This window comes from Pseudomonas sp. MWU13-3659 (assembly GCF_023757525.1).
Lineage (GTDB): Bacteria > Pseudomonadota > Gammaproteobacteria > Pseudomonadales > Pseudomonadaceae > Aquipseudomonas > Aquipseudomonas entomophila_E.
Genome location: NZ_JAMSHW010000009.1, coordinates 49,703 through 74,895 on the forward strand (window position 1 = coordinate 49,703; position 25,193 = coordinate 74,895).

25 protein-coding genes are annotated in these 25,193 nt (G+C 64.9%); 8 read left to right on the top strand and 17 right to left on the bottom strand.

The genetic code is table 11. The features are described from left to right. Nucleotides 1-1,074 (bottom strand): SDR family oxidoreductase, encoded by a 1,074-nt coding sequence (locus tag NGM28_RS13430; protein ID WP_240067092.1) that lies wholly within the window; start codon nt 1,072-1,074, stop codon nt 1-3. A gap of 183 nt (nt 1,075-1,257) precedes the next feature. Beyond that, nucleotides 1,258-1,992: an AraC family transcriptional regulator gene (locus tag NGM28_RS13435; RefSeq protein ID WP_240067091.1), complete on the bottom strand. Its 735-nt coding sequence runs from the start codon at nt 1,990-1,992 to the stop codon at nt 1,258-1,260. A 258-nt stretch (nt 1,993-2,250) separates the two neighbouring features. Between NGM28_RS13435 and bamJ the strand changes: the two genes are divergently transcribed. The 4 genes from bamJ (at nt 2,251) to NGM28_RS13455 (ending at nt 4,510) form a co-directional block, all read left to right on the top strand. Beyond that, entirely contained in the window at nt 2,251-2,979 is a 729-nt protein-coding gene (gene bamJ / locus NGM28_RS13440; protein WP_011532713.1) for a BamJ family beta-barrel-assembly machinery protein, read from the top strand. 284 nt (nt 2,980-3,263) lie between these two features. Beyond that, the gene (locus NGM28_RS13445) at nt 3,264-3,704 is read left to right on the top strand and encodes a YkvA family protein (RefSeq protein WP_252090478.1); all 441 of its coding nucleotides are present in this window, start codon (nt 3,264-3,266) and stop codon (nt 3,702-3,704) included. 90 nt (nt 3,705-3,794) lie between these two features. Then, a complete protein-coding gene (locus NGM28_RS13450) occupies nt 3,795-4,139 on the top strand; it encodes a helix-turn-helix domain-containing protein (protein WP_252090479.1) in 345 nt (114 codons plus the stop codon). Further along, nucleotides 4,136-4,510, top strand: a complete 375-nt coding sequence (locus NGM28_RS13455) for a hypothetical protein (RefSeq protein ID WP_011532716.1) — start codon at nt 4,136-4,138, stop codon at nt 4,508-4,510. The genes NGM28_RS13450 and NGM28_RS13455 overlap by 4 nt, the downstream gene beginning before the upstream one ends. A 100-nt stretch (nt 4,511-4,610) precedes the next feature. Here the strand turns inward: NGM28_RS13455 and NGM28_RS13460 are convergent, their stop codons facing one another. After that, a complete protein-coding gene (locus NGM28_RS13460; protein WP_252090480.1) occupies nt 4,611-6,362 on the bottom strand; it encodes a bifunctional diguanylate cyclase/phosphodiesterase in 1,752 nt (583 codons plus the stop codon). Between the two features lie 108 nt (nt 6,363-6,470). Then, nucleotides 6,471-8,552 (bottom strand): carboxy terminal-processing peptidase, encoded by a 2,082-nt coding sequence (locus NGM28_RS13465; RefSeq protein ID WP_252090481.1) that lies wholly within the window; start codon nt 8,550-8,552, stop codon nt 6,471-6,473. A gap of 142 nt (nt 8,553-8,694) precedes the next feature. On the opposite strand from NGM28_RS13465, the gene NGM28_RS13470 reads away from it, so the two are divergent. Beyond that, complete coding sequence (locus NGM28_RS13470) at nt 8,695-9,657, top strand: NAD(P)H-quinone oxidoreductase (protein ID WP_252090482.1); 963 nt, start codon at nt 8,695-8,697, stop codon at nt 9,655-9,657. Between the two features lie 69 nt (nt 9,658-9,726). Here the strand turns inward: NGM28_RS13470 and NGM28_RS13475 are convergent, their stop codons facing one another. The 6 genes from NGM28_RS13475 to NGM28_RS13500 form a co-directional block, all read right to left on the bottom strand. Beyond that, nucleotides 9,727-10,380: an HAD family hydrolase gene (locus NGM28_RS13475; RefSeq protein WP_252090483.1), complete on the bottom strand. Its 654-nt coding sequence runs from the start codon at nt 10,378-10,380 to the stop codon at nt 9,727-9,729. Between the two features lie 13 nt (nt 10,381-10,393). After that, nucleotides 10,394-11,383 (bottom strand): ABC transporter ATP-binding protein, encoded by a 990-nt coding sequence (locus NGM28_RS13480; RefSeq protein WP_252090484.1) that lies wholly within the window; start codon nt 11,381-11,383, stop codon nt 10,394-10,396. Between the two features lies 1 nt (nt 11,384). Continuing rightward, nucleotides 11,385-12,179, bottom strand: a complete 795-nt coding sequence (locus tag NGM28_RS13485) for an ABC transporter permease (RefSeq protein WP_240067084.1) — start codon at nt 12,177-12,179, stop codon at nt 11,385-11,387. Continuing rightward, on the bottom strand, nt 12,169-13,008 hold the full coding sequence (locus tag NGM28_RS13490) for an ABC transporter permease (protein ID WP_252090485.1): 840 nt from the start codon (nt 13,006-13,008) through the stop codon (nt 12,169-12,171). The genes NGM28_RS13485 and NGM28_RS13490 overlap by 11 nt, the downstream gene beginning before the upstream one ends. Next, entirely contained in the window at nt 13,005-13,811 is an 807-nt protein-coding gene (locus NGM28_RS13495) for an alkaline phosphatase family protein (protein ID WP_248919101.1), read from the bottom strand. The genes NGM28_RS13490 and NGM28_RS13495 overlap by 4 nt, the downstream gene beginning before the upstream one ends. A 110-nt stretch (nt 13,812-13,921) precedes the next feature. Next, nucleotides 13,922-14,980 carry an ABC transporter substrate-binding protein gene (locus NGM28_RS13500; RefSeq protein ID WP_252090486.1) on the bottom strand — a complete coding sequence of 353 codons (1,059 nt, stop codon included), beginning with the start codon at nt 14,978-14,980 and terminating at the stop codon, nt 13,922-13,924. Nucleotides 14,981-15,305: 325 nt separating this feature from the next. Between NGM28_RS13500 and NGM28_RS13505 the strand changes: the two genes are divergently transcribed. Beyond that, the gene (locus NGM28_RS13505; protein WP_252090487.1) at nt 15,306-16,019 is read left to right on the top strand and encodes a UTRA domain-containing protein; all 714 of its coding nucleotides are present in this window, start codon (nt 15,306-15,308) and stop codon (nt 16,017-16,019) included. A 108-nt stretch (nt 16,020-16,127) separates the two neighbouring features. Here NGM28_RS13505 and NGM28_RS13510 read toward each other — a convergent pair whose 3' ends face one another. The 7 genes from NGM28_RS13510 to minC form a co-directional block, all read right to left on the bottom strand. After that, a complete protein-coding gene (locus NGM28_RS13510) occupies nt 16,128-18,272 on the bottom strand; it encodes a mechanosensitive ion channel family protein (RefSeq protein WP_240067080.1) in 2,145 nt (714 codons plus the stop codon). 44 nt (nt 18,273-18,316) lie between these two features. Beyond that, nucleotides 18,317-18,487 (bottom strand): hypothetical protein, encoded by a 171-nt coding sequence (locus tag NGM28_RS13515; RefSeq protein WP_213660012.1) that lies wholly within the window; start codon nt 18,485-18,487, stop codon nt 18,317-18,319. A gap of 196 nt (nt 18,488-18,683) precedes the next feature. Next, the gene (locus tag NGM28_RS13520) at nt 18,684-19,973 is read right to left on the bottom strand and encodes a M18 family aminopeptidase (protein ID WP_240067079.1); all 1,290 of its coding nucleotides are present in this window, start codon (nt 19,971-19,973) and stop codon (nt 18,684-18,686) included. A 126-nt stretch (nt 19,974-20,099) separates the two neighbouring features. Next, nucleotides 20,100-20,735 carry an RluA family pseudouridine synthase gene (locus NGM28_RS13525; RefSeq protein ID WP_019472567.1) on the bottom strand — a complete coding sequence of 212 codons (636 nt, stop codon included), beginning with the start codon at nt 20,733-20,735 and terminating at the stop codon, nt 20,100-20,102. 151 nt (nt 20,736-20,886) lie between these two features. Next, nucleotides 20,887-21,141 (bottom strand): cell division topological specificity factor MinE, encoded by a 255-nt coding sequence (gene minE / locus NGM28_RS13530; RefSeq protein WP_011532731.1) that lies wholly within the window; start codon nt 21,139-21,141, stop codon nt 20,887-20,889. 3 nt (nt 21,142-21,144) lie between these two features. Further along, on the bottom strand, nt 21,145-21,957 hold the full coding sequence (gene minD, locus NGM28_RS13535; RefSeq protein ID WP_050704578.1) for a septum site-determining protein MinD: 813 nt from the start codon (nt 21,955-21,957) through the stop codon (nt 21,145-21,147). Nucleotides 21,958-22,053: 96 nt separating this feature from the next. Then, on the bottom strand, nt 22,054-22,815 hold the full coding sequence (gene minC, locus NGM28_RS13540) for a septum site-determining protein MinC (RefSeq protein ID WP_252090488.1): 762 nt from the start codon (nt 22,813-22,815) through the stop codon (nt 22,054-22,056). Nucleotides 22,816-22,915: 100 nt separating this feature from the next. Between minC and NGM28_RS13545 the strand changes: the two genes are divergently transcribed. Beyond that, nucleotides 22,916-23,851, top strand: a complete 936-nt coding sequence (locus tag NGM28_RS13545) for a lipid A biosynthesis lauroyl acyltransferase (RefSeq protein ID WP_252090489.1) — start codon at nt 22,916-22,918, stop codon at nt 23,849-23,851. A gap of 92 nt (nt 23,852-23,943) precedes the next feature. Continuing rightward, on the top strand, nt 23,944-25,092 hold the full coding sequence (locus NGM28_RS13550; protein ID WP_252090490.1) for a patatin-like phospholipase family protein: 1,149 nt from the start codon (nt 23,944-23,946) through the stop codon (nt 25,090-25,092). The last annotated feature ends 101 nt before the right edge of the window (nt 25,093-25,193 follow it).

Here is a 25,193-nt window from a genome sequence, read left to right on the forward strand (position 1 = left end):
TCAGGCCTCCAGGGCGACATCGGCGCGGCGTTGCGCGGGGGCGGGCACTTTCAGCATGCGTTGCATGGCCGAGAGCTTGGGTGACAGGCGGGCGAGGGTGAGCGCCAGCTCTTCGCGCGGTGAGCGTTGCGCCAGGCGCCTGGCCGGCAGCAGCTCGGCCAGCGAACTGGGCAGTGGCTGCAGCAGGCTGGCGTAGCGGCACAGCTGGGTGGCCCGGCCGAGGGCCGCGCGGATGTTTTCTTCAAGCGCAGGCAGGAACACCGGGCGCACCAGGCGCTCGTAGATATCCGGGTTCATGCAGCGCGGGCGCTGGAACGGCTTGCCTTGCTGGGCCATCTCGGCGCACATCAGGTCCAGCAGCGTGCGGATGTCCAGCGCCTGCGGGCCATTGCTGAGGAAGTAGTCGTCGCCGATCAGGCGCTGGTCCAGGGCGCTGACGATGGCTGCGGCGGCGACGTCGCGGGCAATCACGTCGACCCGCCCGCCCTCCGGGCACGGGATGATCGGCAGGTAGCCCGACATCATCAGCCCCATGGTCAGGTGGAACCCTTGCAGGATGGGCATGTGGCCGGTCTGGCTGTCGCCGATGATGATCGACGGGCGGAAGATCGACACCGGCACACCGGCCTCGCGCACCAGGGTCTCGGCCTGGCGCTTGACGATCTCGTAGGGCGTCGAGGGCATCACGCCGGGGTGGTAGTCGCATGGGTGGGTGAACGCGGTGCTGATGTGGTAGAGCGGCACCTGGGCGTCGCGCACCAGCTGCAGCACCTGCTCGGTGCCCTGGTAGTTGACCGAGAACACGGCTTCGGCGTGGCCATCCAGGCGGGTGATGGCGGCGCTGTGGATCACCCAGTCGATGCGTGGCAGCAGGGCCAGGTAGTCGGCTGCGCTCAGGCCCAGGCGTGGTTGGCAGATGTCGCCGCGCAGGGTCTCGACGCCGGGGTGGCGAATGGCGCTGCGCCGGGTCAGGCAGATCAGGTCGTAGCGCTCGGCCAGTTGGTCAATCAGGGTATCGCCCAGTACGCCGGCACCGCCGGTAAGGAAAACAGTCATCCGTGAAGGACCGGACATGTGCTTGCACTCCTTGCTCGCAGAAAGTGGGTGAATTGGCAGTTTTCATGGGCAGCCGCCCGCACGGCTGCGCCGGCGACCACGTGATCGGAACGATGAAAAAAGCCGGCCTGGGCCGGCAATGCCTGCGCTAGGAAGTGGAGATCCCGGTCAGCGGAGGTCGGAGGCGATGATGGCGTTTCACTACTGCTGATTCTTGAACGAATCGCTCGTATTGCGCAGTACCTGGGCGACGCGGCTGGGCGACATCCCGACCATGCGCCGCATCATGCGGGTGAGGTGGGCCTGGTCGGCGAAACCGCCGGCCATGGCCGCGTCAGTGAGGCTGGCATCGTGGGCGAGGGCGTGGCAGGCACGTTCGAGCTTGCGCCAGATGATCCATTGCGAGAGCGGCACGCCCATGTGGCGGGTGGCGAAGAAGCGCAGGCGTGGGCTGGAAAGGCCGACGGCGCTGGCCGCGCGGGAGACCGCGCCGATCCCCGCACAATCGTCGCGCAACAGGTGCAGGGCATTGGAGAGCCGCGGGTCGAAGGCGTCTTCAGTCACCAGCAGGCGCTCCAGGGTTTCGACCACCTCCTGGAAGCTGTCGGCCTGGCGGATACAGTCGACGATCTCGGCGCTGGCCACAGCTGTGCCGCTGGCGTCGACCAGGGCATTCAGCGCACGGCCCAGTGGAGCGTCGGGGTAGAGATAGAGGAACGCGATGCGGTCGGGGCTGGGCAGGGAGCGGTGGTCGACGAAGGGGCCGATGATCACCCCGGCACCGGTCAGCGTGCGGCCGGCAAGTTCCACGGTGATGTCGCCGCGCAGGCCAATGCAGAGCTGGATGGCAACGTGGGCATGGGCGCTGGTCTGGTCGGCCGTGCCGGTATAGCCCAGCCAGTAGTCACCGAAAGTTACCTCGCCATCCCATCTCATCGCACGTCCCTGAAGCCCGTTCCTGACAGGCTGGCCGTCCCTCGGCCAGCCGCTGAATCGCCGGCCATGATAGCGGTCTGATATATGTCGGTCGATACAATTCGCAACATATAATCATTTGCACTGACGCCAGCCGTTTCAGTAGTGGAACTTCCAGGACTTTTGTCGCTCTCATGCCGGTAGCCATTGGTCGTGGCCGCCTGATAAGCTCGCGGCTTTACCCTGATTGCCCCTATGGCGCATGAACAAGGAATTAGCATGAAACAGCATCGTTTGGCGGCTGCGGTTGCCCTGGTAGGCCTGGTCCTGGCCGGTTGCGACGCCCAGACCAGCAGCGTCGAGCTGAAGACTCCGGCACAGAAAGCCTCCTACGGTATCGGCCTGAACATGGGCAAGAGCCTGGCTCAGGAAGGCATGGACGACCTGGACTCCAAAGCCGTCGCCCAAGGTATCGAAGACGCTGTCGGCAAGAAAGAACAGCGCCTGAAGGACGAAGAGCTGGTCGAGGCTTTCAGCGCCCTGCAGAAGCGCGCCGAAGAGCGCCTGGCCAAGGCCAGCGAGGAAGCGGCCGCCAGCGGCAAGAAATTCCTCGAGGAAAACGCCAAGAAACCCGGCGTGGTCACCACTGCTTCCGGCCTGCAGTACGAAGTGGTCAAGAAGGCCGACGGCCCGCAGCCCAAGCCGACCGACGTGGTCACTGTCCACTACGAAGGCAAGCTGATCGACGGCAAGGTGTTCGACAGCTCCGTCGAGCGCGGCAGCCCGATCGACCTGCCGGTCAGCGGCGTGATCCCAGGCTGGGTCGAAGGCCTGCAACTGATGCACGTCGGCGAGAAGTACAAGCTGTACATCCCGGCCGAACTGGCCTACGGCGCCCAGAGCCCGAGCCCGCTGATCCCGGCCAACTCGGTACTGGTGTTCGACCTGGAATTGCTGGGCATCAAGGACCTGAGCAAGGCTGAAGTCGAAGAAGCGCCCGCCAAGTAAACCCTGGCTTGCTTCCCCCTGGCGCCCCGTTTCGACGGGGCGTCGTCGTTTTCAGGGGCGCTTGACGCGAACGGATGGCCTGCGCCACTGTCGCAAACTATGCTGGCGCGCGAACACGGGTGTGGTTGTCGCAAAACGTTTGCGTCTTTGAAACGACTGTGTAAAAAACGCCCGATTCGTGCCCGGCCCTTGCCTGACGGGCACCTTGTGCCGTGAAGGCGACCCTGTTCACAAGGTTATCCACAATTTTTGTGGATAACCTTCCTGGCTCCTCTGGAGGTTTCATGAGCGCACCCTGGAATTTTGCCCGCTTCCTGCCCTTGGCCGAGCGCCTGCTCAGCCGTGGGCGCTTGCCGGCGCTGCTGTTCGCCGTGGCCCGCAAGGGCCCCAAGCTGGGGCAACTGCGTGAGGATGTACGGTTGATGCAGGCGCTGTGCCTGGCCTGGTGGCGTGGCGAGTACCGTGCGGTGAGCCCCAAGGCGCTGGTCACCATTGTTGCCGGGCTGCTGTACTTCGTCAGCCCGCTGGATGCGATCCCGGACTGGTTGCTCGGTGTCGGTCTGCTCGACGACATCGCCGTGCTGGGCTGGGTGCTCAAGACCGTCGCCGACGAACTGGGCCGCTTCAAGGCCTGGCGCGACAGCCAGGCCCCGGAGAAACTGCGGGTGGTCGAGCGCCTGCCGGACAACCCTGAAGCCCTGCGCCTGGAACGACCTGGCAACTGAGTTCACCGGATCCCCGAGGTTGGTAATATAATTGGCATAAGCGTTATGCCTACGGATTACATGCCGTGATCCAACGTCAAGGGGGTTGTTATGGGTATTCAGGTCATCAGCCGGGACGGTCAGCCCGAGTACGCCGTCGTGCCCTGGGAGCAATACCAGGCGCTGCTCGCGGCCGCAGGCCAGGCACCTGCCAGTACATCAAGCTCCACCGACAACAGCGCAAGCACACCTCAGAGCGCCAGCTTGTCTTCATTGGACCAGCTGGTGTCGTTGCGCCAGGCCAAGGGGCTTGCGCCCGAACAGCTGGCGCGCACGGTTGGTATCAGCCCGGCTTACCTCGCCATGATCGAGGCCGGCGAGCGTCGCCCGGATGCGGCGATCCTGCGCAGCCTGGCCTGGCACCTGGGCGTGGCGGGCTGGAGCGAACCGTCATGAGCCAGGTCAGGATCAGCCGTCAGCAATGGGAGAACCTGTTGACCGAGCTCGACCTGGCCCGCCGTCAACGCCACCTGCTCACTTACCGGGCGCTGCTCGAGCGTCTGCAGCTACCCAGCCCGGCCATGCAGACCCTGACCGCCGCCCTGGAGTATCTCGCCGTGCTCGATGCCCGCGCCGAGCAGCCCTTGCGCAGCTCGCTGGTGATCAGCCAGGGCGCCAGTCGCCTGCCGCGCACCGGGTTCTTCGAGTGCGTCGAGCGGCTGGGGCGGTTCTCGGGGCCGGTGGATGGCATGGAGGCGGCGTCCTGGCATGCCTCGGAAGTAGTTCGAGTGTTCGAGTACCGCTATCCGGAGGCCGAACGGGCCTGATGTTCATACCAACACACCACTGTAGGAGCGGCTTCAGCCGCGATGCAGGCAACGCGTTACCTGGCACCCGTTTCGCGGGTGATCGCGGCTGAAGCCGCTCCTACAGTGTGGTATCAATCAGGCTCAGGCTCGGCCCGCGGGTATCCTTGGCCTGACGCTTGGCCTGGGAGGCCAGCTCGGCCAACTGCCCCGCATCCAGCTCTAGGCGACTATCGGCCGCCAGCCACACCACCCCGATCGAGAGCGACAGCAACGCAAAGGTCTCGCGCTGGCCCTGGCGGTTGTGCGAGGTGAAGCCCCCTGCCTCCAGGTGCTCGCTGCGGTAGAAGCGCCGGCATTGCCGGGCAAAGGCTTCCAGCAGCAGTTGCAGGCGCGCGCGCCAGTCCCTGGACCCCAGCACCAGCATGAAATCATCCCCGCCGATATGCCCGACGAAGTCGCGGCTCGGGTCCACGCAATCGTTCAGGCACTGGGCCAGGCACAGCAGCACTTCATCGCCCCGGGCGTAGCCGTAGATGTCGTTGAACGGCTTGAAGCTGTCGATATCGACGTAGCACACCGCCGCCTCGCGTCGCTGTTCCAGCAGGCGGGCCAGGCACTGCTGGATCGGCACATTGCCCGGCAGCAGGGTCAGCGGGTTGGCATGCCGGGCCTGCTGGAGCTTCTGCTCGGTGATCAGCTTGAGCACGTCGATCACTCGCCCCAGCCCCAGGTAACGACCGCTCTGGGTGATGATGAAATCTTCCTCGATACGCTGGCGGGCACGGCTGGTGAGCAAGCGGCTGACCTGTTGCAGCGATTGGCCGCGCTCGACAGCCAGGTAGTCCTGGCTCATCAACCGGCTGATCGGCTTGCGCGCGAACAGGTCGGTACCGAAGGGTTTTAGCAGGGCATCGGCCAGCGAATGGCGATGCACGATGCCGCAGGGTTTGCCGCGCTCGTCCAGCACCGCCAGGGAGTTCAGGTTGGCCTGGCGGCGAAAGGCTTCGAGTACGTGCTGCGTAGCTGTGTCGAGGGTCACCGCAGGTTGCTCGATGAGCAGGGCGCTGAGGTCGCGGCTGTCTTCGCCCAGGGCCACGCCAGTACCTGGCGCCTGGGGCAGCAGGGTGAGGGTGTCGCGGGGTGGAAACTCCTGGGGACGGCCAAGCAGGTAGCCCTGCACCAGGTCGACGCCCATCTCGCCGAGTACCGCCAGTTCTTCTTTCAGTTCGATACCTTCGGCGATCACCTGGGCACGGGAAGCGCGGGCGATCTGCAGGATGGAGCCGACGAACTCACGCTTGAGCGGGTCCAGGTGAATACCGTCGATGAAATGGCGGTCGATCTTCACGTAGTCGGGGCGCAGTTCCGACCACAGGCGCAGGCTCGAATAGCCCGCCCCGAGGTCGTCCAGGGCAATCGAGAAGCCCATGTCGCGGTAGTGGTGCAGGGCGTTGTACAGCAGCTGGAAGTCTTCGGTGGGCGTCTGTTCGGTCAGCTCGATGACCACGCGGCTGGGTGGCAGGCCGACCTGTTCGAGCATCTCCAGGGTGCGCCCGGACGGGTGGTGGGGTTCGAGCAGCGATTCCGGCGAGATGTTGAGAAACAGCTTGCCCTCCAGGCCCTGCTCGCTGAAGCGGCGGCAGGCGCTTTCCCGGCACAGCACTTCCAGCTCGCTCAGGCGCCCGGCCTGACGGGCGATGGCGAACAGGTTCAACGGCGAATGCAACGGGCTGTTGGACGGGCCGCGGCTGAGGGCCTCGTAACCGAGGATGCGGCGTTCGGACAGGCAGACGATGGGCTGGAACAGGCTGTGGACGCTGCGTTGAGCCAGGATGGCGCTCAATGCGCTGAGCTGTTCGGTGACGGTCATGGACTGCTTCCTGAATGAAAAAGGGCCGGACGCTTGCACGTCCGGCCCTTCTATTTCACGACAGCGCGATGACTGTTTGATGACAGGTCACATTATTCTGCCATCACTTCAGTGCTTGGCCACCGAAGTGCTCAGGCTCAGGTAATCGAGCAGGATGCGGCCTGTCTCGGACAGGTAGGCGTCGTCCTCGGGCTTGGTGTCTTCCGGCTCGGCCGGCAGCGCATCTTCGTCTTCCTTCTTCAGCTCCTTGAGCGGCTCCTCGCCCTTGGCCTTGCGACGGATGTTCTCAAGGGCCAGTTGCTTGGCCTCGATCTCGTCGTGGCGGGCGCGACGTTCCTGCTCGTTGAGGCTGACGGTCTTCTCGTTCATCAGCTTCTGCGTCAACGCCAGGCGGTCGCGGATGTAGACGAACTCGGCGTCCTTGTCGCTGCGGGCGTCATGCTGCGCCTTGAGCTGGGCCAGGAACGGCTTGAACGGGTCGGAGGCCGGCTTGACCACCGGGCGGATGGTGTCCCAGGGCATGGCTTCAGGCAGCGCGCTTTCGCCGATTTCCTTCGTGTCGATGATCGACGGATAGGCGATGTCCGGCAGCACGCCCTGGTGCTGGGTGCTCTGCCCGGAAACCCGGTAGAACTTGGCCAGGGTGAGCTTGAGCTCGCCGTGGTTGAGCGGCTGGATGGTTTGCACGGTACCCTTGCCGAAGGTCTGGCCACCGATGATCAGCGCGCGGTGGTAGTCCTGCATGGCACCGGCGAAGATCTCCGAGGCGGACGCCGAGAGGCGGTTGACCAGCAGCGCCAGCGGGCCCTTGTAGAAGGCGCCGGGGTTCTCGTCCTCGAGCACGTCGACACGGCCGTCGGCGTTGCGCACCAGCACGGTCGGGCCTTTCTCGATGAACAGGCTGGTCAGTTCGGTGGCTTCCTGCAGCGAGCCGCCACCATTGTTGCGCAGGTCGATGACCACGCCGTCGACCTTTTCCTTCTGCAGTTCGGTCAGCAGCTTCTTCACGTCGCGGGTGGTGCTCTTGTAGTCCGGGTCACCCGCGCGGTAGGCCTTGAAGTCCAGGTAGAAGGCCGGGATCTCGATGATCCCCAGCTTGTAGTCGCGCCCGTCCTGCTTGAGCTTGAGCACCGACTTCTTCGCCGCCTGCTCCTCGAGCTTCACGGCTTCGCGGGTGATCGCGACGATCTTGCTGGTCTGGTCGTTCGGCGCGTTGCTGGCCGGGATGACTTCCAGGCGCACCACCGAGCCTTTCGGGCCGCGGATCAGCTTGACCACTTCGTCCAGGCGCCAGCCGACCACATCGACCATTTCCTTGTTGCCCTGGGCAACGCCGATGATCTTGTCGGCGGGGGCGACCTGCTTGGTTTTCGCCGCCGGGCCGGCCGGCACCAGGCGCACGATCTTGACCTGGTCGTTGTCGCTCTGCAGCACCGCGCCGATGCCTTCGAGCGACAGGCTCATGTTGATGTCGAAGTTCTCGGCGTTGTCCGGCGACAGGTAGTTGGTGTGCGGGTCGTAGGATTGGGCGAAGGTGTTGATGTAGGCCTGGAAGATGTCTTCGGCACGGGTCTGGTCCAGGCGCGACAGCTGGTTCTTGTAGCGCTTGGTGAGGGTTTCCTGGACCTGCTTGAGCTCCTTGCCGGAGATCTTCTGGCGCAGCACCTCGTCCTTGACGCGTTTGCGCCACAGGTCGTCGAGCTCGGCCTGGTTCTTCATCCACGGGGCGTCCTTGCGGTCGACCAGCAGGTCTTCCTTCACCGTGAAATCGATCTTGTCGACGCCTTTGTTGAGCTCAGCCAGGGCGAAGTCCAGGCGCTGCTTCACGCGGTCCAGGTAGCGCTTGTAGATGGTGAAGCCGGGTTCGAGGTTGCCGCTCTTGAGGAAATCGTCGAACTGGGTTTTCCACTTGTCGAATTCGGCGATGTCAGCCGCGGTGAAGTAGCTGCGCGAAGGGTCGAGCAGCTTGATGTAGCTGTCATAGATGATGACCGAACGGGCGTCGTCCAGTGGCGGCTTGCTGTAGTGGTGACGCTTGAGCAGCTCGACGATGTTGAGGCTGGCGACGACCTCGTCGCGGTCCGGCTGCAGGCTGTCCCACTTGTTGGCGGCGGCCGCATTGCCACCGAGCGCGAGGCTGCCGAGCCCAATCACCAGGGCGAGGGTGGTGCTGGGGAGGAAATGCTTCATGCTGATTCGACGTGGAGGCAATTGATCACGCATAGTAGGCCGTCTTTTCCGTTCGCCGGTTCCATGAAACCGGACGCATACTGCAAAAAGCCTGGGACGTGCTCGCCCAGGCTCAGTCATATGATTCAACTATGGAGGCACTGTGAAGGCATTGCAAGGCGTTGACGGACATGTGGCCTGGGTCGAGGCCGATCGTCCGGCCTGTGACGCGGGGCAGGTACGTATTCGCGTGGCTGCTGCAGGGCTGAACCGCGCCGACCTGTTGCAGATGAAGGGGCTGTATCCGCCGCCGCCAGGCGCCAGCCCTTACATGGGCCTGGAATGTGCCGGCGTGGTCGAGGAAGTCGGTGCCGGCGCAGACTGGCGCGTGGGCGACCGGGTGTGTGCGCTGCTGGCCAGCGGGGCCATGGCCGAGGAAGTGGTGGTCGATGCCCGTCATGTGCTGCCAGTGCCCGAGGGCCTGAGCCTGCACGAGGCGGCGGCGCTGCCCGAGGTGTATGCCACGGCCTGGTTGAACATCTTCCAGCTCGGTGGTCTGAAGGCTGGCGAGAAGGTGCTGGTGCATGCCGGCGCCAGTGGCGTGGGCTCGGCGGCGATCCAGCTGTGCAAGGCTTTCGGTAGCCCGGTGTGGGTCAGCGTGGGTTCGCCCGAGCGCCTGGCCTACTGTCAGGGCCTGGGCGCGGCGGGTGGCGTGGTGCGCAACGCCAACCTCGATGAACTGGAGCAGCTTGGGCCGTTCGATGTGATCCTCGACCCGGTGGGCGCCGGTTACGGGCAGTTGAACCTCAAGGTGCTGGCCCGCGATGGGCGTTGGGTGATCATTGGTTTGATGAGCGGTCGCAAGTTCGAGCTGGACCTGGCGCAGGTGCTGGGCAAGCGCCTGGAGATCACCGGGTCGACCCTGCGCAACCGGGACGATGGGTTCAAGGCCGACTTGTTGCGTGAGCTGCAGCAACAGGTGTGGCCGCTGTTCAGCGAGGGGCGGTTGTCGCCGCAGCTGGTCGATACCTATCCGATTGAGTTCGCCCAGGCGGCCTATGCCGAGCTTGAGAGCAACCAGGTATCGGGCAAGTTGGTGATGGTGATTGATCCGAGCCTGAGTTGAGCCTGTTCGCCGGCAAGCCGGCTCCTACAGGTTCGGTGTAGGAGCCGGCTTTGCCGGCGAACAGCGGTGTCACGACCAGCTCAGGATCGGCCAGCCATTGATCTCGGCATGTTCGCGCAATACCGAATCCGGATTCACCACATGCGGATGATCCACCTTCAGCAACAACGGCAAGTCGTTCCTTGAATCGGAATAGAAACTCGCCCCCTCCAGGTTCTCCTGCTCCTGGTCCAGCCACTCCAGCAACCGGGTGATCTTGCCTTCACGGTAGGTCAACACGCCGTGGGTCTTGCCGGTAAACACCCCGTTCACCGCCTCCAGCTCGATCGCCAGGTACTCATCCACGCCCAGGCGTGCCGCGATCGGCCCCACCAGGTGCGTGCCGCTCGCCGAGATGATCAGGATCCGGTCGCCACGCTTGCGGTGCTCGGCGATGCAGCGGCAGGCGTCGCCATAGATGATCGGCTCGATCACATCTTCCACCCAGGGCTCGACCAGGTGCTCGACTTCTTCCAGCGTGCGCCCGGCAATGGGCTCCAGGCTGAAGGCCATGTAGTCCTCCATGGCCAGGTGGCCCTTGCCGTAGGCCGCCATCAGCTCATGGTCGCGCTTGAGAAACGCCTTGCCGTCGACCCAGCCCAGCCGGGCCATCTGCGCGCTCCACAGCGACGCACAGTCGCCATGGATGAGGGTTTCGTCCAGATCGAAAATTGCCAGTGCCATGCGTTGATGCTCCTTAGGCTACTTCCCGTAGCGCCGTGGGGTCGATCGACAAGGATACCCGCTGGCCGTCGGCGTGCAGGTCGGCCGCCGAACGGTTGAGCACGTCGACCACCAGCTCCACATCGCGGACCTTGACCCGATAGCGGATGACGTTGCCGAGCAGGCTGTGGCTGCGCACTTCGCCGTCCAGTTCGCCGTTCAAACCTAAGGTGATGGACTCCGGGCGGATGGCCAGGCGGCTGGCCACCGGGCGTTGCAGCAGGCGGCTGGCGCTGTCGGCGTCGAGCAGGTTGTAGTTGCCGATAAAGCCCGCGGCGAACAGGTCGACGGGGGCGGTGTAGAGGGTCTCGGCGTCGCCGCTCTGGACGATGCGCCCCTGGTTCATCAGGACGATGCGGTCTGACATGGTCAGCGCTTCTTCCTGGTCGTGGGTGACGAAGATGGTGGTCAGCCCCAGCTCGCGCTGGATCGCGCGGATCTGCTCGCGCAGGTGCTTGCGGATACGCGCATCCAGTGCCGACAGCGGCTCGTCGAGCAGCAGCAGGCGCGGACGGGTGACCAGTGAACGTGCCAGGGCCACGCGCTGGCATTGGCCACCGGACAGTTGATGCGGGTAACGCCCGGCAAAGCTGCCCAGCTCCACCAGATCGAGCACCTCGCGCACCCGCGCCTGGCTCTCGTCAGCCTTGACCTTCTGCATGCGCAGGCCGAAGGCGACGTTCTGTTCCACGGTCATGTTGGGGAACAACGCGTAGCTCTGGAACACCATGCCGATCCCGCGCTTCTGCGGGCTGAGCGGGACGATGTCCTGGCCATCGAGCAGGATCCGCCCGTGGTCCACCGGCGTCAGCCCGGCGATGCAGCGCAGCAGGGTGGACTTGCCGCAGCCGGAGGGGCCGAGCAGGGTGACGAACTCGCCGCGCTCGATCTGGCAGTCGATGTTCTCGAACACCGGGCTGCCGGCGTAGCTCTTTTGCAGTTTCTGTACGCTGACGAAGCTCATGTCAGGTCTTGTCCTTGTTCAAGCGGTTGGCGACCCAGGTCAGCACCAGCACGAAGGCGAAGTAGGAGATCACCAGGGCGCTGTTGAAGTGGCCGCTGCTGTTGCGCATGTTGTTCAGGTACACCTGCAGGGTTTCATAGCGGGTGCCCACCAGCAGGTTGGCGAACACGAATTCGCCGAACAGGAACGAGAATGACAGCAGCAGCGCCACCATCAGGCCCTTGCGCAGGTTGGGCAGCACCACCAGGAAGGCGGCCTGCCAGGTGCTGGCGCCCAGCAGTTGGGCGGCGTCCATCAGGTCGCGCAGGTTGATGGCCTGCAGGTTGTTGGTGATGGCCCGGTACATGAACGGCAGGGCGATGGTGAAGTAGCAGCCGATCAGGATCCAGGGTGTGCCGACCATGGCCATCGGGCCGCTGCCGTACAGCTGCAGCAGGCCCACCGACGACACCACCGGCGGCACCGCGAACGGCAGCAGGATCAGCACGTTCATCAGCGCGTCGAGTTTCGGGAAGTGGTAATGCACCACAAACAACAGCGGCAGGATCAGCACCACCGACAGCAGCAGCGCGCCCACGCACACCAGCAGCGACTGGCCGAAGGCGGCGAGGAAGCGCGGTTCGCTCCAGAGTGCGACATACCACTTGAAGGTCAGGCCGCTGGGCAGCAGGGTCGCCGACCAGCTGGTGGCCAGTGAGTAGAGCAGGGTACCGGCCAGCGGCAGCAGCAGGATCAGGAACAGCAGGTACACCACCACCCGGTGGTAGAGCCCGCCTGCGTTGTGTTCAGCGCGCATGGTAGCTCCTCTTGAGCAGCCATTGATGGACCACCGTGACCACGGTCATCAACCCCACCAGCACCATCGCCAGGGCACTGGCCAGGTTCGGGTCGAGGCTGATGTCGCCGGCCACCAGCCCGGCGATGCGGATCGGTAGCACGTTGAAGTTGCCGGTGGTCAGGGCGTAGACGGTGGCGTAGGCGCCCAGGGCGTTGGCCAGCAGGATGACGAACGTGCCCAGCAGTGCCGGGGTGAGCACCGGCAGGCCGATATGCCGCCAGAATTGCCAGTGGCTGGCGCCCAGCAGCGCGGCGGATTCGCGCCAGTCTTCGCGCAGGGCGTCGAAGGCGGGGTAGAGCAGCAGCACGCCCAGGGGGATCTGGAAGTAGGTGTAGACCAGGATCAGGCCGGTCTTGGAATAGATACTGAAGTCACCGAGCAGCCCCATCTGCTTGAGCAGCAGCGTCAGTGCGCCGTTGAAGCCCAGCAGGATGATGAAGGCGAACGCCAGCGGCACGCCGGCGAAGTTGCTGGTCATGTTGGCGAAGGCGCTGACGAAGTCGCGCAGCTTCGAGTCGACCCGGCGCAACGAATAGGCGCCCAGCGTGGCGATGACGATACCGAACAGGCTCGACCAGAAGCTGATCTCCAGGCTGCGCTGCAGGGCTTGCAGGTAGAACTTCGAGGCGAAGATCTTGCTGAAGTTGGCCAGGCCCCAGCCGCTTTCGCTCTGCAGGCTGTTGAGGGCGACCCAGGCCAGCGGCGCGACCTGGAAAATGAAGAAGAATACGGCGAACGGCAGCAGGCAGAGCAGGGCCAGGTAGCGGCCGCGATGGCTTGCATTCACTTGAGCAGCTCCCGGCAGACCGGCTTGTCGTGGGGCGCGCCGAGCAATTCGCAGATCGTGCCGCACAGTTCGGTCTGCAATGGCTTGGCCGCGGGGTCGAGGCTGAACGCTTCGCCGAAGACGAACAGCGGCACTTCGCGCTCCTCGGCCAGCAGGCCGTTGTGCGAACGGTCGTTGTTCATGCCGTGGTCGGCGGTGACCAGCACCTGGTAGCCCTCTTCCAGCCAGCGCGGCAGGTAGTCGGCCAGCAAGATGTCGGCGCTGCGGGCGGCGTTGCGGTACTGGCTGCTGTCCAGACCATGGCGGTGGCCGGCGTCGTCGATGTTCATCGGGTGCACCAGCAGGAAGTTCGGTGCGTGGCGGCGGCGCAGGTACTCGGCGTCGGCCAGCAGGTGCGAATCGGGGTAGTGGTCGGCGTAATAGAAAAGACCGTGCTGGATAGGTAGCTTCGGCGCGTGGGTGTGGCGGTCGCGCAGCGGGTCGAAGGGCGAGCGGTTGTACAGCTCGCTCATCCAGTGATAGGCCGCCGCTGCGGTGCCCAGGCCCGCCTCGCGGGCATAGTGGAACACGCTGCGCTGGTTGGACAGGCGGTTGACGTTGTTGTGCACGATGCCGCTGTCGATGGGCGGCACGCCGGTGAGGATGCATTCGTACAGCGGCCGCGACAGCGACGGCAGTTCACATTCGACGCGATACAGCGCGGCGCGGTCGGCCTCGACGTAGGCGTGCAGGTGGCCCATGGCGTGGTGCGCGACCTGGTGGTTGAGGCCGTCGAGCAGGACCAGGATGACGTTGTGTTGCATGGTGGCTCCTACATGGAGCTACAAGCTGCAAGCTTCAAGCTGCAAGATGAAGCGGGCATATCATCTGCCTGCTTTGGCTTGCAGCTTGAAACTTGCGGCTTGAAGCTGCCTCATTCCATCTCGATGATCACTTGCTCCTGCCACTTCTGCGGCAGGGCCTTGGAGGTCGCTTCCCAGGTTTCGGCGTTCTTGATCGGTTGGGCGGCCTTGTACTGCTCGTTGGGCAGCAGCTTGGCCTGCACGTCCGCCGGCAGCTTCAGGTGCTCGGCGCGGATCGGACGGGCGTGGCCGATGGCCAGGTTGGTCTGGCCGGCGTCGCTGAAGATGTACTCGCGGGCCAGTTTGGCGGCGTTCGGGTGCTTGGCGTACTTGTTGATGATGGTGGTGTAGCCGGAGGTGACCGAACCGTCCGACGGGATCAGCACTTCAAAGCGCTTCGGGTCGATCTGGTCGCGGTAGCTCAGGCCGTTGAAGTCCCACACCACGCCGACTTCCACCTCGCCCTTCTCGAGGGTCTGGATGGTCGGGTTGGCCAGTGACAGGCGCTTCTGCTGGGCCAGCTTGGTGAACAGCTGCAGGCCCGGCTCGATGTTGCTCTCGTCGCCCTTGTAGGCGATGGCGGCGGCGAGCACGCCGTTGGCGGCCTGGGCGGCCGTGCCGACGTCACCGATGGCGACCTTGTACTTGCCCTTCTCCAGATCGTGCCAGCTGGCGGGGCGCTCGCCTTCCTTGACCAGGTCCTTGTTGATGATGAAGGCGATGGTGCCGGTATAGGCCAGCGCCCAGTGGCCTTCCTTGTCCTTGGCCCACGCCGGGACCTGCTCCCAGGTGCTGGGTTTGTACGGCTGCGTCACACCCTTGGTGGTGGCGATCGGGCCGAAGGCGGCACCAACGTCACCGATGTCGGCGCTGGCGTTGTCCTTTTCCGCGTCGAACTTGGCGATTTCCTGGGCCGAGCTCATGTCGGTGTCGCTGTGCTTGAGGCCGTACTTCTTCGCCAGGTCCTCCCAGGTACCTTTCCAGTTGGCCCAGGCATCGGGCATGCCCACGCTGTTGACCGTGCCTTCCTTGCGGGCGGCGTCTTCAAGGGCCTTGAGGTCATCGGCCATGGCCGTGGTGCAAAAAGCGATGGCCGAACCGAGCAGTGACGCCATGAACAACTTTTTCATCCGAAGCTCCTTTGGTGGGTGCCTTGCATTCGTTGTTATGAATGGACCTGCGCTTGCGAACCGTTGGTCTAGGTCAGCAAACCTTGAGCCAAGGTAGGCCCGTTGCGTGACAGTTTGATGTAAGGCAGGCGCCCCCACGGGCGGCGACGGCCCTGGAAATACAGCGTAGACCACATCGCAAGGCCAGGATTTACGGGGGCTGGCCCGAATCTGGCAGGTGAGGTTCGAGGCTTTGTCACAGGATGTTCATCAGCTGTGCCTAGGCTTGCACTATTCTCCGAATGCCCTGTCATGGGGCTGGACTAGTCCAGATAGGTAACCTTTGATGCAAGCGACGCCACCGCGCGCGGTAACAGCCATCTGCCAGGCCCTGCAGGAACAGATCGAACATGGCCTGCTGGCACCGGGCGGCAAGCTGCCGGCCGAACGCAAGCTCAGCGAGGTGTTCGACACCACGCGCATCACCCTGCGCGAGGCGCTGGTGCAACTGGAGGCGCAGGGCCTGATCTACAGGGAGGAGCGGCGCGGCTGGTTCGTCGCTCCGGAGCGGCTGACCTATGACCTGATCCAGCGTAGCCACTTCCACGCGATGGTCCGTGACCAGGGGCGCGAGCCGTGCACCGAGCTGCTCTCGGCGCGGCTGCAGCCGGCACCGGCGGCGATCTGCGCCCGGTTGCGCCTGCCGGCGTTGTCCAGCGTGGTGTGCATCTGCCGCCTGCGGCGCATCGATGGGCGGGCGGTGCTGTATGCCGAGCACTACCTCAATCCGCGTTACTTCCCGGGGATACTTGAACGGGACCTGGCGCGTTCGCTGACCGAGATCTATGCACGGGAGTATGGGATTCAGTACGGGCAGGTGTGCTTCGAGATCCTGCCGACGGCGTTGCCGGTGGCGGCGGCCAGCGCGTTGAAGATGTCGGCGGGCAGTCCGGGGTTGCATATCACCCGGGTCAACAGTGACCAGCATGGGCATCTGATCGATTGTGACCTGGAGTATTGGCGGCATGACGCGATCCGCATCCGCGCCGAGGTGGGTTAAGGCGTTCTTTTTTGTAGGAGCGGCTTCAGCCGCGATGCAGGCGACGCGGTTGCTGGCACCCGCTTTGCGGGTGATCGCGGCTGAAGCCGCTCCTACAGGGAACAGGCTTCAGTTCGCGTCGCCCATCGCGCCACCGCCAGCGGTCACCACCTGCACCGACAACCGTGGCGTCGCCAGGTCCAGCCCGGCTTCATCCAGCTGGCGCTTCAACGCCAGGTTGAACGCCCGCGACACTTCCCACTGCTTGATCGGCGCGGTCTTGAACCGCGCCCGCAGGATCGCCGACCCCGACTCGAAGCTCTCCACCCCCTGCAACTCCAGTGGCGACCAGATGTTGCGGCGCATCAGCGGGTCGTTGCGCAGCTTCTGACCCACCTCGCGGATCAGCGTGATGGCCTGGTCGATGTTCATGCTGTGGGGGATGGCCACGCGGAAGATCGCGTAGCCGAACTCCCGCGAGTAGTTCTTGATGCTTTTGATCTCGCTGAACGGGATGGTGTGGACGATGCCGTCGATATCCCGCAGGCGCACGGTGCGGATGGTCAGCCCCTCCACCGTGCCCAGGTGGCCGCCGACGTCGACGTAGTCGTCGATGGCCAGCGAATCCTCGATGATGATGAACAGCCCGGTGATCAGGTCGGCCACCAGCGACTGTGCGCCGAAACCGATGGCCAGGCCGATGACACCGGCGCCGGCCAGCAGCGGGGTGACGTTCATGCCCATGTTGGCCAGGGCGACGATCACCGCGATGATGAAGATCACCACGAACATCACGTTGCGGATCAGCGGCATCATGGTCTGCGCCCGGGCGTTGGCCAGGCCCCGGCGCGAGCGTACCAGGGCGTGGTGCACGGCGGTGTCGGCGAGGATCCACACCAGCCAGGCGACGATCAGCGTGCCGGCCAGGCCCAGCAGGCGCAGGCTCACTTCATGGCCGTCGCCCTCGGCGAAGCTGATCATCGAGCGGCCCCACACGCGCAGGCCCAGCTCGATGAACGCCAGCCAGATGAACAGGTGCACCAGCACATAGCCGAAATTGCGCAGGCGCTCGGTGTACACCGCCTGGCGCTTGTTGGCGCGCTTGGGGTTGGCGGCGTGGCGGCGCACCAGGCCGTTGAGCACCATGCACACCACCACCAGCACGGTGCACATCAGCGACTGGCGCAGGGCGGTGCTGGTGTCGCCGGCGGAGACGAAGGTGGCGAATAGCGAGATCGCCACCAGGATCAGCGCCGGGATGTACCAGAAGCTGCCGAGGATCTCGATGGTGTCGCTCAGGGTGCGCCGGGTCAGGCGCCGGGCCAGCGGCTGGTTGCGGATCAGGTGGGCGATCGGGCGGCGGAAACGCAGGATGAACAGCCCCGTGCACACCGCGGCGATGACGTTGGCGAGGGTTGCCAGGGCATGGGCCAGGTGGCTGCCCAGGGCAGTGGTCAGGCGCGGGTCGCTCATCGCCTCGCCGAACGCGGCGAAGCTGCCGATCATCCACAGCGGGCGGAACGCCTGGTGGCGCAGGATGTGCAAGGCGCGGCGGCGGTGCGGGCCGTCGAGCAGGGAGAAGGCGATCACGCAGATGGCCGAGAACAGCGTGCCGACCACCAGGGCGTAGGCCAGGACCATGGCCATGGACTTGCCCAAGGAGGAGGGCAGGGCAAAGCTCAGGTAGACGGTGAAGATGAGGGCCACCAGCCAGGGGCCAAGCTTGCGCAGGGCGAAGCGCACCAGGTCCCAGGTGCGCGGGTGCTGGGGCAGTTCCTCGCTCAGGCCGAAGCGTACCCGCAATTGGTGGCCGACCCAATTGAAGGCATAGGCCAGCAGGCTCCACACCGCGATGATCGCGGCGAAACCGAACAGCATCGCCGGCCATTGGTGCACCGGCACCACCAACGCGGTCAGTTCGTCACGCGCCTGGCTGATCTCCAGCGACCAGCGGTTGAATGGGCTGGCTTCGCCGCTGAACTGTTGCTCGAAGTCATGCAGGGCGCCGCCGATCAGCCCGAGCACGCCTTGCTCGACGGTGGGCTGCGATTGTTTGCTGGCGTCGCGCAGTTTCTTCAGGTCGGCCAGCAGTTTGGCCCGCTGCTGGTCGTTTTCCAGGTTCTTGATCACTTCGTCCAGGGATTTGCCCAGGGGTTCGCTGGCCTCGGGCTGGCTGGGCGCGCTCGAACCGAGCAGGCCCGGCAGGCCGGCGGCATGGGCCGGGGTGACGAACAGGAACAACAGAAGGGTCAGGCAGCGCAGGAATGCAGGCACCGGGAAATCTACCTCAGGTCAAACGATTGCCCGAGTGTAGAGCTTTATGTGGGGAGTTTCTCGAGGATCTTCCAGCAGGTGAGGCCGAAGATGCCCAGGGTGCCAATCCACATCATCAGCACGCCGATGTTGCGCTCGCGCAGGCTGAAACCGATGGTCAGCAGCATCAGGAACAGGAAGACGGGCACGAACAGGGAGAGGAAGGGTGATGACATGGACGGCGATCCTTTTGCTTCAGGGCATGCCCTAAGCATAGCGGGTTGCGGCGCCAGGGCGTTGACCCGGGGCATGTTCGCTGTAGGAGCGGCTTTAGCCGCGATGCAGGCAACGCGGTGGCTGGCACCCGCCTTGCGGGTGATCGCGGCTCAAGCCGCTCCTACAGAGGTCTCACAGAATCAATGGCTTGTGGCCTCAAGGCAGTTCACGGCTGCGGTAGAAGGCGGTGAGCACCTTCACCAGGTGCGCCAGGTCATGGCTGCCGCACAGTTCACGAATCGAGTGCATGGCGAAGGTCGGCAGGCCGATATCGACGGTGCGCACGCCCAGGTGGCTGGCGGTGATCGGGCCGATGGTCGAGCCGCAACCCATGTCGCTGCGTACCACGAAGCTCTGCACCGGCACCTCTTCGGCCATGCACAGGTGGCGGAAGAAGCCGGCGGTCTCGCTGTTGGTGGCGTAGCGCTGGTTATTGTTGACCTTGATCACGGGGCCGGCGTTGAGCTTGGGCCCGTGGTTACCGTCGTGCTTGTCGGCGTAGTTGGGGTGCACGCCGTGGGCGTTGTCGGCCGAAACCATCAGCGAGCGCTGGATCGCGCGCACGTAGTCGTCGCCGTCCGGCAGCAGGCGCTGCAGGGTCTGTTCGAGCATCGGGCCGTCGGCGCCGCAGGCCGAGCAGGAGCCGACTTCTTCGTGGTCGTTGCACACCAGCACGCAGGTTTCGTCGCTATCGGCGGCAAGCAGAGCCTGCAGGCCGGCATAGCACGACAGCAGGTTGTCCAGGCGGGCGGCGGCGATGAAGTCGCCGTTCAGGCCGATCAGCGCGGCGTCTTGGGTGTCGTAGAAGCTCAGCTCGTAATCGAGCACCACGTCGGCGTTGAGGTCGTGCTCGCGGGCCAGTTGCTCGGTGAGCAGGGCGCGGAAGTCGATACGTTCGTCACCAGCCACTTGCGCCAGGATCGGCGGCAGCTCGGTCTGCGGGTTGATCTGCCAGCCTTCGTTGGCAGTGCGGTTGAGGTGGATCGCCAGGTTCGGGATCACCGCGATCGGCAGCTTGAAGTCGATCAGCTGGCTTTCCACCTTGCCGTCACGGCGGAAGGTGACCCGGCCGGCCAGCGACAGGTCGCGGTCGAACCAGGGGGCGAGCAGGGCGCCGCCGTACACTTCCACGCCCAGTTGCAGGAAGCCCTGGCGCTGCAGCTCGGGCTGCGGCTTGACCCGCAGGCAGGGGCTGTCGGTGTGGGCGCCGACCATGCGGATACCACCCAGCAGCGGCGAGAGCTTGCCCAGCTTGATGGCGATGATCGAGGAATCGTTGCGGGTCACGTAGTAGCGACCGCCAGGCACCGTGGCCCAGCTGTCGCGCTCGTCCAGGCGCTGGTAGCCGGCGGCCTCGAGGCGTTGCACGAGGCTGGCGGTGGCGTGGAAGGGCGTCGGGGAGGCCTTGAGGAATTCGATCAGGCCGGCATTCAGGGCGTCGCGCATAAGTCACTCCAGACAGCAGTGGCGCGAGTTTAGCGTAATTACTCGACAAATTGTGTCAGCCTGTTCGCCGGCAAGCCGGCTCCTACAACGGGCACTCTGTAGGAGCCGGCTTGCCGGCGAACAACTTCAAAACGGTGCCGGGCACTCGAATTTCAGGCGTTCGCCAGATACCGGATGGGTGAAGCTCAGCATCGACGCATGCAGGCACAGCCGTTCATGGGCGGCCAGCGCCTCGGGGTTGGCGTACAGCCGATCCCCTAGCAGTGGGTGACCGATCGACAGCATGTGCACGCGCAATTGGTGCGAACGCCCGGTGATCGGCGTCAGCTCGACCCGGCAATGATCGCCGCAGCGTTCGACGATGCGCCAGAAGGTCAGGGCGTGCTTGCCCTGCTCGTGGTCGACCACATGCCGTGGCTTGGTGGGCGGGTCGTAGCGCAGTGGCAGGTCGATGCTGCCGCTGTCCAGCGCCGGTTGGCCCCAGCACAGCGCGGTGTAGGCCTTTTCCGTCTCGCGGTCGTGGAACTGGCGCGACAGCTCGCGGTGGCTGTCGGCATCGCGGGCCAGCAGGATGATCCCCGAAGTTTCCCAGTCCAGGCGATGGACGATCAGGGCGTCGGGGTAGCCGTTTTCCTGCAGGCGGGTGATCAGGCAGTCCTTGTTGTCCTCGGCGCGGCCTGGCACCGACAACAGCAGGGTCGGTTTGTTGATCACCAGGATGGCGGCGTCTTCGTGAAGGATCTGGATGTTCGACAGCGGCATTGCAGGTTCTCTGTAATAGACATTTGGGGCCGCCTTGCGGCCCTTTCGCGGCACAAGGCCGCTCCTACAGGGATCGCGAAACCTCTGTAGGAGCGGCCTTGTGCCGCGAAAGGGCTGCGAAGCAGCCCCAGGATGGCCAAAAGGCGCTGGATCAGCGCTCAGGCAGGGTGATGTTCAGCTCGAGGATCGAGCAGCTGCCCTGGTTCTCCAGCGCCACCTGCACGTCGTCGTTGCCGATGTTGACGTACTTGCGGATCACCTCGACCAGCTCTTTCTGCAGAGCCGGCAGGTAGTCCGGGGTGCTGCGCTGGCCGCGCTCGTGCGCCACGATGATCTGTAGACGCTCTTTCGCTACCGACGCGCTGGTCTGTTTCTGCCTGCCACGAAAGAAGTCAAAAAGGTTCATGGTTTACTTGCCTCCAAACAGACGCGCAAAGAATCCTTGCTTCTGCACGTCGATGAACCGCAGGGGCTTCTCTTTGCCCAGCAGACGGTCGACGGTGTCACTGTACGCCTGGCCGGCATCGCTCTGGTCGTCAAGGATGACCGGGATGCCTTGGTTGGAGGCCTTGAGAACGGCTTGCGACTCGGGAATCACACCCTTGAGCTTGATCGCCAGGATCTCTTCGACGTCGGCAATGCTGAGCATTTCGCCCTTTTCGACGCGCTCAGGGTGATAACGGGTGATCAGCAGGTGTTCCTTGATCGGCTCTTCGCCGTTCTCGGAGCGACGCGACTTGCTCGACAGGATGCCCAGCATGCGGTCGGAGTCACGTACCGACGACACTTCGGGGTTGGTCACGACGATGGCTTCGTCGGCGAAGTACATGGCCAGGTGCGCACCCTTCTCGATACCGGCCGGCGAGTCGCAGATGACGTAGTCGAACTGCTCCTTGAGCTCCATCAGGACCTTCTCGACGCCTTCTTGCGTCAGGGCGTCCTTGTCGCGGGTCTGGCTGGCGGCCAGCACGAACAGGTTCTCGAGGCGTTTGTCCTTGATCAGGGCCTGCTGCAGGTTGGCTTCACCGTTGACCACGTTGACGAAGTCGTACACCACGCGGCGTTCGCAGCCCATGATCAGGTCGAGGTTACGCAGGCCGACGTCGAAGTCGACGATGACCGTCTTGTAGCCACGCAGTGCGAGGCCGGTACCGATGGCGGCGCTGGTGGTGGTCTTGCCCACACCCCCCTTGCCGGAAGTGACGACGAGAATCTTGGCCAAGGTGTTTCACCCCTAAATAATCGGGACGCAGGTCCCTGCAAATACGAAAAACGGCAACGTGAAAAAAGTTGCGCTAAAAATGCCGGCAAGTATCCGTTAAAGACGGGTGATGTTCAACACGTCGCCGGACAGGCTGACTTGGACGCCCGAGCCCCACAGCGGGTCGCGGCGCAGGTCTTCGCAGACCTTGTACTGGCCGGCGATGGAGACCATTTCCGCGGTCATCTGCTGGCAGAAGATGCGCGCCTTGGTGTTGCCCTTGATCCCTGCCAGGGCGCGGCCGCGCATGGCGCCGTACACATGGATGTTGCCGTCGGCGAGAAGTTCCGCGCCCGGGCTGACGGAGCCGGTGACCACCAGGTCGCCGCCCTGGGCGTAGATCTGCTGGCCGCCGCGCACGGGCGAGGTGATGATGCGCGTCGGGCGCACCTCGGGTTCGGCCGGCGCTGGTGGCGGGGTGGGCTCTGGCTCGGGTTTCTTCACCTCAGGCTCTGGTTCCAGCGGGCGTTCGCGGGCACCCGACGGTGGCAGCACCGGCAGGTCGATGGCAATCGCCGCGGCGATGTCCTCGATGCGGCTGGCGCGAATCGCCAGGGTGCGCAGGCCATGGTGGCGGCAGATGCGCATCAGCCCGGGCAGGTCGATGGCGCCTTCGTCAGCCGGCAACTTGTCCAGGGCCAGCACCAGCGGCGTGTTGCTGAAGAAATTCGGCGCCTGCGCCACCTTCGCCGCCAGCTGGCGGTCGAGGGATTCGAGGTCGTTGCGCGCCAGTTCCAGCACGGTGATGGCAAGCATGCTGCCCTTGAGCTGGAACACGGGGGCGTTGTCGGGTGTCTGGTTGGGGCTCATGGTCTGCATAGACGGCTTGTTGCGAGAAAAGTGCCCTGACTTATAGCGATAAGACCGTTTGCCCGCAACCGATGTAGAATGCCGGGCTCATGTCTTGCCGGAAGCTTCAATGGAACGCCCGCGTTTTCGATCCTCTTTCCTTCACCCACGATTCTGGGGCCTGTGGCTGGGCCTGGGCCTGCTGTGGCTGGTCGCCCAGCTGCCGTACCGGGCCCTGCTGGCGCTGGGGCGCGCCCTGGGCGCGGTGATGTACCGGGTGGCCGGCGAGCGTCGGCGCATCGCCGCGCGCAACCTCGAACTGTGTTTCCCTGAACTGTCCGGCGACGAACGGCAGCGCCTGCTCAAGGAAAACTTCGCCTCCACCGGCATCGCCTTCTTCGAAATGGCCATGAGCTGGTGGTGGCCAAAGGCCCGGTTAGCGCGTCTGGCCCATATCGAGGGCATCGAGCACCTGCAGGCCGCCCAAACTGAAGGCGAGGGCGCCATTCTCATGGCCGTGCATTTCACCACCCTGGAGATCGGTGCCGCGTTGCTGGGGCAGGTCCACACCATCGACGGCATGTACCGCGAGCACGGCAACGCGGTGTTCGACTTCATCCAGCGCCGTGGCCGCGAGCGGCACAACCTCGACTCGCTGGCGGTGGAGCGCGACGATGTGCGCGGCATGCTCAAGCTGCTGCGCAAGGGGCGGGCGATCTGGTATGCCCCGGACCAGGACTACGGCATCAAGCAGAGCATCTTCGTGCCGCTGTTCGGCATCCCGGCCGCCACCGTCACCGCGACCACCAAGTTCGCCCGCCTGGGCAAGGCCCGGGTGATTCCGTTCACCCAGAAGCGCCTGGACGATGGCAGCGGCTATCGTCTGGTGGTGCACCCGCCGCTCGAAGGCTTCCCCGGTGAGACCGAGGAGGCTGATTGCCTGCGCATCAACCAGTGGGTCGAGGGTGTGTTGCGTGAGTGCCCCGAGCAATACCTGTGGGCGCACCGGCGCTTCAAGTCGCGGCCCGAAGGTGAGCCGCGTTTGTACGACAAGAAAGCACGCTGAATGGTCCGGCCCGTTCGCCGGCAAGCCGGCTCCTACAGGGGCAGCGTAGGGGCTGGATTGCCGGCGAACGGGCGAAGATCCAGGGAGGAGCAATGACCTCGACCACCGGCCTGATCCTCTCTGGCGGCGGTGCCCGCGCCGCCTACCAGGTCGGCGTGCTCGCCGGTATCGCCGAACTGCTGCCGCCCGGCGCGCCCAACCCGTTCCCTGTGATCGTCGGCACGTCGGCGGGCGCCATCAATGCCGTCAAGCTGGCCAGCGGTGCCACGCGCTTCGCCGAGTCGGTGCAGCACCTCACCACCTTCTGGCAGCACTTTCACAGCCATCAGGTGGTACGCAGCGACTGGCCAGGGGTCATCCGCCAGGCCAGCCGCTTCGTCGGGCACAGCCTGCTGGGGCTGGGCAGCCATGTGCCGGTGGCGCTGCTCGACAGCCGCCCGTTGCGCGCCCTGTTGCACAAGCACCTCGACCTCGACGGCATCGGCCACTCCCTGGCGGCCAACCAGTTGCGCGCCGTCGCCATCACCGCCTTCGGCTACGAGTCGGGCCAGGCCGTGACCTTCTACCAGGGCCGCGACACCATCGAACCCTGGCTGCGCCACCGCCGCATCGGCATGCCGACGCCGCTGACCATCGATCATCTACTGGCCAGCTCGGCGATCCCGCTGCTGTTCGCCCCGGTACGGCTGGGCGAGGAGTACTTCGGCGATGGCGCGGTGCGCCAGTCGGCGCCGATCAGCCCGGCGTTGCACCTGGGCGCCAGCCGCGTGCTGGTGGTGGGGGTCAGCGGCAACCCCCAGCGGCCGGCACCACCGTTGCCGACCCCGCGCGTGTTCAGCGGCCAGCAGCCGAGCCTGGCGCAGATCGGCGGGCACATGCTCAACAGCACCTTCATCGACAGCCTCGAGGATGATATCGAGCTGCTGCAGCGTCTCAACCACCTCAGCCACCTGCTGCCCACACACCTGGACACCCGGCGTCTCGGCCTGGCGCCGATCGAAGTGCTGGTGGTGGCGCCCAGCCAGCCGCTGGACGAGATCGCCGCCCGGCACCGGCGCGAGTTGCCGGCGGCGTTGCGCCTGTTCCTGCGCGGGCCGGGGGCGACCAAAACCAGTGGGGCGGGGGTGCTGAGCTACCTGCTGTTCGAGGCGAGCTATTGCAGCGAGTTGATCGAGCTGGGGCGCAAGGATGCGCTGGCGAAGAAACGCGAGCTGACACAGTTTCTGGGCTTGGCGGGGTGACCGGTTCGCCTGTGTAGGAGCGGCTTCAGCCGCGATCACCCGCGCAGCGGGTGCTGGCACCGCGTTGCCCGGATCGCGGCTGAAGCCGCTCTTACAGCGAG